Raw genomic sequence first — 13,156 nt, 5'->3', positions numbered from 1 at the left:
GGCCTTATTCAAGGCCTTTATTTATTTATTATCTCGTCTATCTATAGCGGCCTTATCGCCTTCGGTCAATGTCTCATCATAGAATTGTTCAATCATCTTGGGCTGAGTTATCATTACATCTGCGATCACGTTAATGAGGCCAAAGACTTTTATTGCAATTTCCCTATTGTCATTTAAGTCTATTGTGCCAGGGTGCACAGCACTATTTCCTGTCACTCTAACTGCATCGAGTGCTTTTTGAATCATAGGGTTTAGTCCTTTTGAAACAAGAGATCGAATATCAGCATTTATATTTTCGCCTTTTTCCCCTAAATGTTTACATAATTTTTGTACAGCCAGTCTCAGTAAAGCTACCGCACCTCTAGGAGACAAGTTTACTATTACACTCGCTTCGATATAATCATTTTTAATCTCTTCAGGCAAGTCTTCGTTTGGAAGAGGAATAGATCCAGAAAATGGATAAATCAATTTATAATTCGCTCTTGCGGGAGATCCGGAGACCGATCGTTCCCATATAGTCAAATTTCTACAATGCTCGCATCGACCAGAATGGTATTTAGTTTCATCTGCAGATTCATATGTCACTTGAAGAAACATTCTACCCCATGAAAAGCTTGAATATGCCCCGCATAAAGGGCAGTTTGCGGCGGACTCTTCATAGTTTAAAGGTTTGTAATTCATTTTATGGATTAATTAATTTTCTAATATACTAAAATATCCAAAATGGTAAAAATAATAAAAATCAAAATAACAAGCGTTTTTATTCCTTTGTCGAAAAGTTGGTTGATTTTGTGAGTAAAAAGTACTCAATACCGGTTTTTATGCAGGTTTTTGTCTTTAATATAAACTAAGGAGGTTTAAATATTACTTAATATTATGAAATATCCTGTGAATAGACTATATTGGATAATTAATCTATTAAATAATTATGGCAAGTTTTTTTTATGTGTCTGAAAAGCCACTGTACCCTCCAACAATGCTAATTTCAGTAAGTTCGATTATCCGCTTAGAAGCTAATGATGAATTTACAAAAATTGTTACTACAAATGGGGACTTAAAAGTTTCTATAGGATTGGAAATGTTAGTACAAGAACTTTTTTTAGATCAGCATTTTGTATTCCTGAAAGAGTACAAAGAGGACCGGAAAATTGAGTTTGAATCACTTGGTAATTTAGATTGATCAAAAAATCCCCCAGCATCGTGTGATGTTTGGGGGATTTCAAAGTTGAAAGGCAATAGAAAAAGCCCGAACTTTTCAGAAGGGGCCGTATTGGGAAGTTATGAAGTTATTAAAATAGTGTCCCTAAAAGTTCTTTCAAGGGCAAGGATAAATCAAAATAATGAAATCCAACCATTCCGTTGTCTCTAAGTGGAGTATACATTTGCTTAAAAGCTTTAGCGTCCTTCGTAATAAATGCATCAAGACCCCTCGCTTTTATTTGGGCAAAAATCTTCAAATCATTTATTATGACCTTTCTTTCAACTGACTCCCTTAGAGCCGTTTCTCCCTTTAAAAAACTAAAAAATTCTCCAGATATTCTGGCATCATTATAATCGAATTCAAGTATTCTAAATGAATTTAATGACAATAAGTTATTTGGATCGTCACCCACAGAGTATTCACTAATTACAATAGTCGATAGATACATTGCTACATCATTATTTAAAAAATATTCGTAATATTCAACGACATTTTTATGATACTCGTCATCAGACTTAAGAAGTCTAGTAACAAAGGAATTGTCAAGCAAAATGGTTTTTATCTTACTTATCATAGCTTAAATTCCATCTGCTTTTAAATTTTCTATCCATTTGTCTAAATTCTTGATTTTGCTTAGATTTTTAGAAGCACTTTCTATAGCTCTATCTAATAAAGATTTATCATATACCGGTTTATAAGCAATGAATTCCAATAGCTTTAGATCAGATACTTTACCATCCTCTAGGCTTTTTTTACCTATAACCTTGATACCATATGGTTTATACGACTTTTTGTCTCCTTCAACTATTTGTGACTTGGTAGCTGATACTGTCAAATTACCATATTCCGTAGTCGAAATATGAATATTTGGGTTTTTGCCACCCTCTTGATATATTTCTCCATATAAATAAAACTCGCTTTCATAATATTTAGGAGTAATCAACTTAAAATCAGATTTTGAATCAATAACAAGTGTAGATTCAGAAGATAGAGAAGAATTAAATTCTATTATTAAACCATGTTTAACAGCGATACGTTGAAACCTATCAATTATCTCTTGTCTCTTATAATCCAAAAAATCAATACTGTCTCGTTTCTTTATTTCCGTAGTAAGCCCATTAAACAGTAAAACAGCAGAAATAGGCAAAAAGAACTTGTGTTTTGCAGATCCTTCTTGAAGATCATATGATATATGAGGTCTGGTTTTCTTTTCTTCTTTTGTGGGATACAAAAAGGTCTCTATGTCAGATATTATTGATTTAACATCAGTAATATCTACATCTTTTGGATTTAATTTTTTTTGGATATTATCAATCCTTAATTCTATGTAACCTTGTTCTTCCACACTACAAAATAACAAAATACTATTGAACTTTAAAATATATAATTTTCCTTAGATATTGTATATAATTTTTCCAAAAAATTGTGTGTTTTTTTTATTGCAAAAATAAAGCCTGATCACTTGGGAGGTGTCAGGCCTTAAACTAAACCAATTATAAACCTAAATTATGAAAAGTGCTAAACAAAGCCTGTCTTTCCAGGCTGCCATATCCTTCAAGCAGATAATACTGATGGTTCCTCCGACGATATGCTTCTACCAACAAGTATGCATACCACCCAATGGTTGCCGAGAAGACTGGATTCGAACCAGTGTCGCCACGGGTTATCGATTTTTCAATCCTAGTACCAATGGTGTCCTTCCCCTAGACGACTTCCCCAGGTTCCCACGATCCAACCTCACGGCTGTAAGTGGGCTTTTCCCAATAAATGGGAGATTTAATGAAAACATCTTTCAAAGCAAGGGCAGGAATGGCTACCTGCAAAAATATCTTAGTTTCGTGGTCTGATTTATTACCCCGCCTACGGAACCAGTGACCGTGATATGCGTTTAACTCCGCCACCTTGCTTTATGTTTTAAAAACCATCGGTTGGGCTCCTACTCTGCATCTCGGAATCATTACGTTTCACCAACCAATGGTTATATTTTCAAAGAACAATCTTTCGCGGTCTATACGGGATTCGAACCCGTGATCTCTCGGCTGACAACCGAGCACTCTAACCAACTGAGCCAATAGACCGTTTTTCAAAAAAGCCAACTCCGTAAAATTGGCTTTTCTATTTTCTCTTAATTAACACCTATAACATTCTAATAGTAGGTGGCCCGTTGGCATTCGGAGTAATATCAGACTGATATCCCGATAGTGTTTCGTCTTCTGATAATACAGTGACCATTTTGCCGTATTGAGGTTCAACGGAAGGTGTTACACCGTCAAGGATAGCCACCATTTGCGGACTATCTGAACCTTTCTTTAGCTCAATGGGCTTATTCTTATCGAATGAAGCGTACACAGTGCCAACCATAAAAAGAGAGAACATTCCGACTAATGCAATTGCAATAAATCTTTTCATTCTTAAATGGTTTAGTAAAACAATGAACTTATTGATTCAAAAATATAAACATATAATGAAATATCCAAATGGATAATCAAATATTATGCAAATAGTTGGTTTGCATTGTTCTGTAATTTATTAAGATTCCACGTCGAGGTACCTTTGGAGTGTATGCCAAACGTGAAATTTAGATTTACCGGTGATGATTCGGAATTACGGAAAAAGCTTGCTGGTTTAGCAAAGCTTCAAGCCGAAATGTCTGATAAATTCGAGAAGAACTTGATTAAAAAACTGTCAGGATCTTCTGCTAATCCTATCAAAGGAATGGCGGAAGAGGCCAAAAAGTCTACTACTGCCGTTAAGCAATTGTCCGACGAGCAAAAGAATTTAAAAGCCGCCCAACTCGAAAATATTGAATCTTTAAGAAGATTGAGGGAAGAAAGATCGAAGGAAATTTCTGACTTAAATGTGCTTAAGCAGCTTGAACAGGATGCAAAGACTGTTCTGGCTGAAAAGAAAGCTGCGACCGAGGGGCTTACTCAAACTGAAAAAGAGCTAAACATTCAGTACAAGCAGGGTCAAATTGAACTGCAGGCTTACAACAAGGAACTTAAAGAGCAAGCTGAAGTTCGACGTAAAGTTAATGCAGAGGAACGTGCTGCTGAGAAAGTTCTTCGTGATGCTGAGCGGGCTAGAAAGGATGCCGAACGTGAAGCAGAAAAGCAACGAAAGGCCGCAGAGAAAAGACGTAAAGAACTTGAAAAGGAAAATAGCGCTTATTATCAGCTGAACAAAGCTCTTAATAATGTACGTAAAGAAGCCAAGGATGTATTGGCTGAAATGCATAATCTAGAAGGTCAAGGCAAAAAGAATACTGCTGGATACAAAGAATTGGCTGATAAGGCCAGGGGACTTGTTGCCCAAACACAGTATCTTGATAAGGGGATAAAGAAAATTGATGCCACTCTTGGACTCCATCAACGTAATGTGGGTGATTATGCGAGCGCTCTAGAAAATATTATACCGATTATTGGTCAAATTAACAGTAGTCTGGCGGCCTTTGGAACGTCTATTGATGATCTTGCTGGAAAGCCTGGGGCATTTAAGGAATTAGGAGAAGCAATTATGGGTGTTGGTAAAAGCGTCCTTAAATTTCTGATTTCACCCTTAGGTATAGCCATAGTTGTTCTAACAGCCTTATACAAACTGTTCCAATCAAATAAGCAAACAGTTATTGATTTTAATGATGGTCTGTTAAATGTAAGCAAAACTACTGGCCTTACTGGTTCTGCTTTAAAATCCTTTTCAGATGATATAATTAGTCTTTCTCGATCACTTAAAACGGTCTCTACCGATAAGCTGCTTGAGTATGCTTCAGTTGCGGGCCAGTTAGGGGTTAAAGGTTCTCAAAATATCCTGGCATTTAGTGAAGCTTTGGCAAAACTGGAGACCGCATCTGATATTTCGGGCGAGGAAGGTGCATCGCAGATAGCTAGGCTTCTGCAGCTTGTTGACGGAGGTGTTAAAAATATTAAAGCATTTGGTGACGAGATAGTTCAGCTAGGAAACAATTTCCCTGCAACAGAATCTGAGATTCTTGCCAATGCTACCCGTATCGCTCAATCGACCGGAATATATAAGCTTGGTCGACAAGAAATTCTTGCATATGCCACTGCAACAAAATCCGTCGGAGTGGAGGCTGAACTTGTAGGGTCGTCTATTGGAAGAACCCTTGGAGTTTTAGAAAAAGCAATAAGAAGTGGGAAAGGTGTTGATGAAGTTTTAAGATTAGTTGGCGGTACCCAAACTGAATTAAGTAATCGTTTTAGAGAGGACGCTTCTGGCGTTTTAATGGATTTCATTGGAGGTTTAAATCGAACCAGTACAACCGCAGCTGATTTCAATAAAAGTCTTGAAGCGGTAGGAATTACCGCTCAGAAGGATCGTGACGTGATCGGCTCATTAGCTTCAAAAGGATATGCGACTCTAGCTGAAGCTATGAATCAGGTTAAAGACGCTAATGGGGCTATGGATGCAGAATTCGCGACTGCCGCCCAGAAATTAGTAAACCAAACCCAGCGTATTGGAATAGCTTGGGATAACTTAGTGTTAGGCATTGAAAATGGACAAGGCCGTATTGGGAAAGCGAGTGTTGCTGTTATTGGCTTTATTGCCGATGTGATAGACGGAATGTCAACCAATTCATTAGCATCAGATAAACTGGTAGACAGTTATTATAAGCTGGAAAATCAAACAAAATATACTGAAAGTGCTGTAAAGCCATTATTGAAAAGATATGATGAATTAAAATCGAAAACCAACCTCAACAAAGAGGAACATACGGAACTGCGAGATATAATTCAAAAAGTAGCAACGCTTATTCCTTCTGCTATCACTGAGTTCAATAAATATGGAGAAATAATTGATATCAATAAATCAAAAATTACTCAATTCAATGATGCTCAAAAACAGCTTGTTAAGGATATGAATATATCTAACAGGAATGCTTTAGGTGAGGAAAGACAAGAATTGAAGCGACAGAGAGATCAATTAATTAGTATTCAAAATAACAGTTTAAATAATCAAAAAGGCACATCATTTATCTCTAAGTTGTTTGGAATAGGTCAAAATGAGCAAGATAGATTAAAAGGTATTGAAGATAGAACGCAGCGTATAGCTATCCTGACTGATAAATTAAAGACGAATATGCAACGCACCAAAGATTTAGGTGGAAATTTATTGCCTGAAGATGCCGCATTCCTTGCAAAATTCACAATTGGCGAAGCTCCTAAACCCACCGGTAATAATAAACAAGACGAAGTTGTAAAGAAAAACAAAGAGTATTGGGAGAAGATCGTTAATGATACTCAGGAAGCGTTAGAAGCATTAGAAGTCTCTCAAAAAGGTTCTGATATTTGGAATTCCCTTTCTAAAAAGTTGGCTGAAGCTCAAAAGAATGTGGATAAGTATTCGTTGAGCAAAGATGAGTCTGCTGCTAAATCAGCTGGAAGGGCAGCTGAAGAAACACGAAGATCAACAGAGCGCCAAAGATCTCTTCAGCTTGAAATTGATAAAATTAATGAGACTGCGTCTAGAAATCAAATTACTCGAAATGAATCAGAAGTAGCTTCTATAAAGGACAAATACGCCAAAATCAAGGAGGAGGTCCGAAAATTTTATGCTGATCCAAAGAATAAAGGATTACGAGTTGACGAAGGTGGGCTAAAACGTTCGGAAAATTTTGAAGTTTCTGAAGCAACCACGAGACAAGACACTAAAAGTTTAACAGAATCCCTTACAATTCAAAAACAGTTGCTGGATGAATATAATGCATATGCGGAGCAAACTTCCAAGACAGAAGCTGATAAGCGTTATGCTGGTCAACTAGCTTCATTTAAGGGATATAAGGAGCGATTGCAGAAAGAGTATATGGATTTGATCACACTTGAAAAATCGAGTGCATCCGGTGATTTTCAAGGATCTGCTGTTAAGCTTACACAGGCCCAGGAGGAAAGGGCTAAAGCTCTTCGTTTGCTATTGGACGCTTTGGATAAAGAGGATCGCGAAAGAGAGAATAAGAAGCTTGTTAGTGCTTTGCAGTCTGCTAAATCTTTAAATGATAAACTTCTTGGTGTTGAGAAAGAATACCAAGACAACCTTAAAGCGCTGCGAGATGCAAACGAGCTTACTCCTGAGAGGGAGGAAAAACTTACGAAGAAACGAGATTTAGATGTTTCTAAAACCGCAGCCGAGGAACTAACCGGAAGTATTGAATGGGAAAGGGTTTTTTCTGGTATGGATGAGATCGGTGCGAAAGAGATTGAAAAATTGCTTAAAAAAATTGAAACAGACTTTGAAAGACTTAAGGGCAAGTTTGATCCAGTGGATTTAGCTAGAATCAAAAGACAGTTGAAAGAAGCACAAGGTGTGTTAATTGAAAAGAACCCTTTTAGAGAGTTTGGAAAAGCATTAAGTTCAATTTTTAAAGGTACTTCAAAAGATAGCAAAGAAAGTTCGCAAGAAATTAAGAAAAACTGGAGGGACCTTTCTAAAGCAACGGCAAAAAGTTTTGACTTTGTCGCAGAGGCAGTGAATTCTGCAAGTTTTCTTAAAGAGGCTTTAGGGGATGCTGGTGATGCTGCTCTAGCGACTTTAGATGCTGTTCAGATTACAGCGACAGCTGTAGCATTGGCCGTGAGTCAGGCTGAAAATGCGTCTGTCATATTGGCTATCGTTAAAGCTGCTTTAGCAGTAGTACAAGCTGTATTTTCTTTCATCGATGGCGCTGCAAAAAAACGAAACGAAGCTCTAAAAAAGGAGCAAGAGTACTATGAGTCATTGTCTGAGACATTCGATATCCTAATTGATAAGCAAAAAGAATTGTTTTCAGTAAAGTCCGGCAAAAGCGCGATCGATGCTTATAATGAAGCTCTTGAACTTGTAAACTCTAAAACAATTGCTAATAGAAAAAGTCTTGAAGCTTGGTTTTCCCAGGGGGCTTCCTTGTTTAAACGCTCGAACTGGTATAAGTATGATAAGGAACTAGGCGATGTATTGAGTCGGCAAAAACTTCTCAATATGTCAAGTCAAGAGTGGTCTGATTTACTGTTAAAACAGCCGACATTATGGGCTAGACTTCCTGAGGAGGTGAAAAAGTTTGGTAATAGTATGATCGACGCCAAAGAACAGGCGGAGGAATTAAAAACCGCACTTCAGGAAGCGCTAACCGGAATTTCCCTTGACGATATCAAAGATGAATTTGGGAATCTATTTTCACAGGCTGATTTGACTTTCGGTGACATTTCTGATTCTTTTTACAAGCACATGCAAAAAGCAGTTCTCAGATTGGTTCAAGATGGAAAAATGACCGAAAGCATGCAGTCTTGGTATGACAATGTGCTAAAGGCCATGGATGATGGTGATTTAACAAAAACAGAATCGGATGCTCTCAAGGCTGAATATAAAGCGCTAGCCGAAGCCGGCAATAAGAGATACAAAGCTATGATGGACCTCATCGGATATGAAGGGGAAGAAGGTGGTTCCGGTTTAAAAAGCTCAATTAAAAGAGAACTTACAGAAGCAACGGCTAGCGAATTGACCGGATTATATCGTTCAACTTTTGAATTGAACAAACGGATGTTTGATGAGAGCAAATCTCAAGGTTTGACTTTAGTGAAGCAAGTTATGATTGCCAATGATTCTCTCGTTGCTCTGAACGCAATCCAGACAAATACTGCAAACACCGTTACAGAACTTAAAAATGCTGTTTCCGAATTAAGAAGCATCAATAAAAACACATCACCTCAATCTAATAGAGCTTACGGAGGATAGTATGGAATACAAAATCAACAACAAACCAATAGAGGATTTCGGACTTGTCGCAGGCCGACAGACTGGTAGTAACATCGCTATTGCAGGCTGCTGGGATATGCCTGTTCGTATTGGTAAAGTATTCCATGATTGGGAAGATGAAAACGGAGTTGAACCATACTTGAGAGCAGATGAGATCTTTTTCGGTGGTAGGGATATTTCCTTGTACTGTTGGTTAGCTGAAGGCGACCGTGGGAATTTTATTGGCGCTATCCAGTCTCTTTACGATTACATCGACACTTTACAGGGATCGGTATTCCCATTGTCAAGCGAATTCGGGACCTGGAATGTACAATTATTGGAAGCATCTCCAGTATCATACTTAAATCAAGGGTTTGGAAATATTGAATTGAAATTTCGTCAGCCGGTCGTGGAGATGGCAGGTGCAGTTCCGACCATTACTTCCGGCGGTGTTGGAATTGACAACTATTCCTTCTCGCAATTAGGTATCGTAAAAATGCTGACCAAGGATCAGGCAAACCGTCCGGCATCTAAGCAATGGGAAACAACAGCATACGGAGTGGAAAGAATTGGCCCAGTCCGTCGGAACATGAGGGAATTTACAATTGATTTCTTTGTAGATCACCCCAGCTATAACAGTTTCAAGTCATGCATTAACAACTTGCAATATCTGTTTTCGCGTCCCAATGCACGTACGCTTAGACTGGATGATAATACGACCAGGGAGTTTTTTGTTAAGGACGGATTTAAAGTTACTGACGTGCGAGTCACTCAGAATAGGGTAACAGGATTCCTATCGCTGCCAATCGCAGAAATTAGAATGCTTGAGAACTGGAATCTATTGACGGACAGCACAAATTTAATATTAGTGGATAAACATGGTCAGCCTTTGACCGAATTATTGAAAGGTTTTTAACATGGCAGAAGTAGGAGAAGGAACAAAAGACGTAAGTCAAGCACAGGTTAGGACTGATTTAGTGCCGGCTGACAAGCTATTATTGGTTAATGGAATAACCAAGGAGGTGCAACAGGTTGAATTACCAACATTAGCGGAACAGATCGCTGTTGATGCAACCGTGGCGCCAGCATATTATGATGATTATTTTGGAATATAGTTATGGCAGAAGTATTAATTGACCAGCCGATAAGAAGGGTTTATCCTGATTCTATTGTTATCAGTAATGTAAAGAGCAAAATTGATAATAATACCACATCTTATACTGTTGTGCTTACCTGGTACGATGGAAGTCCTATGGATGATTCAAAAGTGGATCAGTGGGGTATTTATAGTAAATATAAAGAGACTGGTGAATATTTAAGGGAAAATAAACCTAATTGGGGGCACACCTTTTTAGAAATAAAAACAATTGCTGATCTACGTAATCTTTCTTTATACAATCAACATTTACTTATTGTAAGGTATTATAAAGGAATTAGGTTATCAGGCTACTATATTGAGGGGGACACACCATCACCTATAGATTATTATCTAACTGATAACACCAGCGAGGATAATGGATTTAATATTATTCAGACAAGCGGTATCAAATTAGAAGCATTTTTTAAGGACAATGTTGTAGATGGTCTTTATGCCGGTGTTAAGGCCGACGGAGAAGCGAACAACAACGTTGCGCTATCTAGAGTTTTAGAGTATTTTAACGATAAAAAAACTGGAGAATTAAGTCTACCTAGCGGGATAGTGAAGGTCTCAAATGATAATGAAGGAACACTTTTTTTTATGGAAAGTCTTAAGAAATTTGAGATCAGGGCCAGTCAAACAGTATTTCTAGTAGACGATCTCAAAGATTTCTTTGAGGTAAATTTGAGCTATGTGGCTTCTGGAGAATCATTTATTGTAACCGCCGTGAGTAGTGTGCCACATGGTTTATCAATCGGGGTAGTCGTATGCCTAAAGGATACGGATGATGCGAAATATTCTGGATATTACCCTGTATCCGAAATTGTGAGCGCAACATCTTTTAGATATATACTAAAATATCAACCGGATATTGCTTCGAGTACTGGAAAAGCAAGAGTACGTTCAATTTCAAAACGGTTGTTCTCGTTTGTTGATTGTGAAGATATCAATATCAATACTATAAATTTCAAAGGTACTGTTCAACCCCAGCCTATTCAGGCACGTATGGGATGGGCAGTTGTTCGCTTGCAAGGCGGATCAAATATAAAAGGAACAATAAACTGTGAAGGAGTGGCGTATGGACTTGTTTCAGGAGAATCAGGAGTCGATCGGGGAAATTCCTCAAACCTAAGTATTGTTGTTACAGGAAAGGATATAGGGTACCCGTTCTATTTAGCAAAATCAGGCAAAAATTCTAATGTAAAAGTAATTGCTGAAAACACTCATAGAGGAGGTTATATTGTCGGCTGTGAAAATGTTACAGCTGATTTATATCTTAAGAATTATGATGTTACTGGCTGTTTGATAGGTTTCCAAAATGTTGGAAATGTTCTTTTTGGCTGCAAAAACGTAAATGTAACGATCACAGATACCGGAAGTGACATGAAACCATCTATCTCGCATTCTGAAAATGCTACAAGATGGATGGTCGGTTTATCGGGATATGAAATAGACTATCCAGCAGAAATGGAAGGTGTGACGGTTAAACTTTACGCTAAAGGTGCCAAATATACAAATGGTGTAATTGCACAGACATATAGTGCTTTGACTTCTCTAAAGAATATTAAGATAAGTGGGCTTTTGGATAACTCAACACTGTTACCTTCAGAATGTGGTGTAGAATTCAGTATTGGTTCAGAAGCAGCTGCTCTTGCAGGTGAGTATTCAGGAATTACGATACAGGATTTAAAAGTAGTCCAACCCAGTGGAGTAGTTGCATTGCCAAGAATTACCTGTAAAAAGTTATCTGACAACCCGTTATTTTTAAACTATAAAACTAACCATGGAATAAATCTTGCATTACCGAAAGAGGTTAAACCGGAACATGGCGTTACGTCTGTTTTCGACTCTCATTTAGAATCAATATTGTTGCAATCCAGATCTTCTAAGCTCGTAAATTCTACAGAAACTATGAGTGATCTAACTGCAGGGATAGGTACTGGCAGCTTCTCAATTAATCTAGTATGTGATATTCCTGCTACAGGGAATAGATCTCTTTATAATGTTAGTTCCTCTTTAAGTTCTGAAACACCAAATTCCCTTAGAGCCTATATTGATGGAGGAAGCTTGTTTATAAAGTTTATTTCCACTTCACTAAGTGTTTTCGCTCTATATGAAGTAAAGAACTTTCAAATCAACAATGGTGGAAGAATTTGCAGCTTAGTTGTCTGTAGGGGTGGAGGATCTGTAAATATTTTTGTAAATGGCACCGCTGTATCTTTTATCACTACAGGAAGTATAAATGCGGCCTTAGTATCAATTAATGGTAGTAAAGTAATATTTGGTGGTTTAATTATCACTTCGCCTAATTACGTTGGAAGGTTAGCTGCTTTAAATGTCTATAACTATGATATATCATCGGATATTGTTAAGATCTTATTCGAACAATTTAGTACAGATTCTGTAATAGGACCAAATTCAATAATATCGCCTTCAATAAATAATGGCGGATTCGAAAGTTTAGGAACCCCGATATTTGCTAACTGGGGCCAAATCGTTGAGGGATCTTCTTCCATATCAGCATCTACTGATGCGTACAGTGGTAAATACGCTTGTAAAATTCAGTGTGATTCAGTAGGGAGTTACGTTGATATTAATCAATTGGTGATGACTCAAGGCAGAAAATACAATCTTTCTATGTATGCAAAGGGTTCAAAGTCAGGTATATCAATATCTGTTGATGGGCTTATTGGAGCCGATACAACAATGCTTTTAACAAATTCCTATAAATATTACGAGTTTCCAGTTCTTTCGGCGATTTCCCGTCGCTTAACTGTTAAAAGACTCAATCTTCAAGACAGTTCTTATGCTCTTGTAGATAATGTTGTTTTGAGAGAAATAGGGTTATTAAGCAGGAACGAAATAGGTGCTTTATTACCTGCAACCAGTTCTTTAAAGGGGATAGTAAATGCTACAATGGCCCAATCAAATATACTTTTGCCTGATCTTGAATATACATCATCAACAGATCTTACAACATTGGTTGATTTCATAAATACTAAAATAATCCCTTTGGTGAACACTATTAAAGCTTCTCAAAATACAGAGTTGGAAAATCAAAAGTTGGCAGGGCAACAATCTTTAATATAAAATAT

At 37.5% G+C, this 13,156-nt stretch carries 9 protein-coding genes and 2 tRNA genes; 5 read left to right on the top strand and 6 right to left on the bottom strand.

Annotation, left to right across the window (positions count from 1 at the left end; translation table 11 throughout):
• Nucleotides 1–21: 21 nt before the first annotated feature.
• Nucleotides 22–681, bottom strand: coding sequence for a DUF4145 domain-containing protein (locus B3P16_RS09570; protein ID WP_286842700.1), 660 nt, complete (start codon nucleotides 679–681; stop codon nucleotides 22–24).
• 247 nt (nucleotides 682–928) lie between these two features.
• On the opposite strand from B3P16_RS09570, the gene B3P16_RS09565 reads away from it, so the two are divergent.
• The gene (locus tag B3P16_RS09565; RefSeq protein ID WP_286842697.1) at nucleotides 929–1,180 is read left to right on the top strand and encodes a hypothetical protein; all 252 of its coding nucleotides are present in this window, start codon (nucleotides 929–931) and stop codon (nucleotides 1,178–1,180) included.
• A gap of 109 nt (nucleotides 1,181–1,289) precedes the next feature.
• On the opposite strand, the gene B3P16_RS09560 is transcribed toward B3P16_RS09565, so the two are convergent.
• The 5 genes from B3P16_RS09560 to B3P16_RS09540 all read right to left on the bottom strand — a co-directional run bounded on the left by B3P16_RS09560 (nucleotide 1,290) and on the right by B3P16_RS09540 (nucleotide 3,610).
• Complete coding sequence (locus tag B3P16_RS09560) at nucleotides 1,290–1,775, bottom strand: PIN domain-containing protein (protein WP_286842695.1); 486 nt, start codon at nucleotides 1,773–1,775, stop codon at nucleotides 1,290–1,292.
• A gap of 3 nt (nucleotides 1,776–1,778) precedes the next feature.
• The gene (locus tag B3P16_RS09555; RefSeq protein WP_286842693.1) at nucleotides 1,779–2,546 is read right to left on the bottom strand and encodes a hypothetical protein; all 768 of its coding nucleotides are present in this window, start codon (nucleotides 2,544–2,546) and stop codon (nucleotides 1,779–1,781) included.
• 282 nt (nucleotides 2,547–2,828) lie between these two features.
• Nucleotides 2,829–2,919: transfer RNA gene (locus B3P16_RS09550), tRNA-OTHER, on the bottom strand.
• Between the two features lie 286 nt (nucleotides 2,920–3,205).
• Nucleotides 3,206–3,279: transfer RNA gene (locus tag B3P16_RS09545), tRNA-Asp, on the bottom strand.
• 58 nt (nucleotides 3,280–3,337) lie between these two features.
• Complete coding sequence (locus B3P16_RS09540; protein ID WP_286842690.1) at nucleotides 3,338–3,610, bottom strand: hypothetical protein; 273 nt, start codon at nucleotides 3,608–3,610, stop codon at nucleotides 3,338–3,340.
• 162 nt (nucleotides 3,611–3,772) lie between these two features.
• On the opposite strand from B3P16_RS09540, the gene B3P16_RS09535 reads away from it, so the two are divergent.
• The 4 genes from B3P16_RS09535 to B3P16_RS09520 are packed head-to-tail and all read left to right on the top strand — an operon-like array spanning nucleotide 3,773 to nucleotide 13,151.
• Nucleotides 3,773–8,923 (top strand): phage tail tape measure protein, encoded by a 5,151-nt coding sequence (locus tag B3P16_RS09535; protein WP_286842688.1) that lies wholly within the window; start codon nucleotides 3,773–3,775, stop codon nucleotides 8,921–8,923.
• Between the two features lies 1 nt (nucleotide 8,924).
• Entirely contained in the window at nucleotides 8,925–9,839 is a 915-nt protein-coding gene (locus B3P16_RS09530; protein WP_286842685.1) for a hypothetical protein, read from the top strand.
• Between the two features lies 1 nt (nucleotide 9,840).
• On the top strand, nucleotides 9,841–10,038 hold the full coding sequence (locus tag B3P16_RS09525; RefSeq protein WP_286842683.1) for a hypothetical protein: 198 nt from the start codon (nucleotides 9,841–9,843) through the stop codon (nucleotides 10,036–10,038).
• Nucleotides 10,039–10,040: 2 nt separating this feature from the next.
• The gene (locus B3P16_RS09520) at nucleotides 10,041–13,151 is read left to right on the top strand and encodes a hypothetical protein (RefSeq protein ID WP_286842680.1); all 3,111 of its coding nucleotides are present in this window, start codon (nucleotides 10,041–10,043) and stop codon (nucleotides 13,149–13,151) included.
• Nucleotides 13,152–13,156: the final 5 nt, after the last annotated feature.

Origin of the sequence: Sphingobacterium sp. UBA7631, assembly GCF_002483935.1 — a bacterium.
Taxonomy (GTDB): domain Bacteria; phylum Bacteroidota; class Bacteroidia; order Sphingobacteriales; family Sphingobacteriaceae; genus Sphingobacterium; species Sphingobacterium multivorum.
Note: the sequence above shows the minus strand (reverse complement) of the source record. Positions and strands in the feature narration are given on the sequence as shown.

Bases quoted from the DNA above. Each gene is read 5' to 3' on its own strand.
- B3P16_RS09540 (WP_286842690.1), bottom strand. From the start codon at position 3,610: ATGAAAAGATTTATTGCAATTGCATTAGTCGGAATGTTCTCTCTTTTT.
- B3P16_RS09525 (WP_286842683.1), top strand. From the start codon at position 9,841: ATGGCAGAAGTAGGAGAAGGAACAAAAGACGTAAGTCAAGCACAGGTT.
- B3P16_RS09570 (WP_286842700.1), bottom strand. From the start codon at position 681: ATGAATTACAAACCTTTAAACTATGAAGAGTCCGCCGCAAACTGCCCT.
- B3P16_RS09530 (WP_286842685.1), top strand. From the start codon at position 8,925: ATGGAATACAAAATCAACAACAAACCAATAGAGGATTTCGGACTTGTC.
- B3P16_RS09560 (WP_286842695.1), bottom strand. From the start codon at position 1,775: ATGATAAGTAAGATAAAAACCATTTTGCTTGACAATTCCTTTGTTACT.
- B3P16_RS09520 (WP_286842680.1), top strand. From the start codon at position 10,041: ATGGCAGAAGTATTAATTGACCAGCCGATAAGAAGGGTTTATCCTGAT.
- B3P16_RS09565 (WP_286842697.1), top strand. From the start codon at position 929: ATGGCAAGTTTTTTTTATGTGTCTGAAAAGCCACTGTACCCTCCAACA.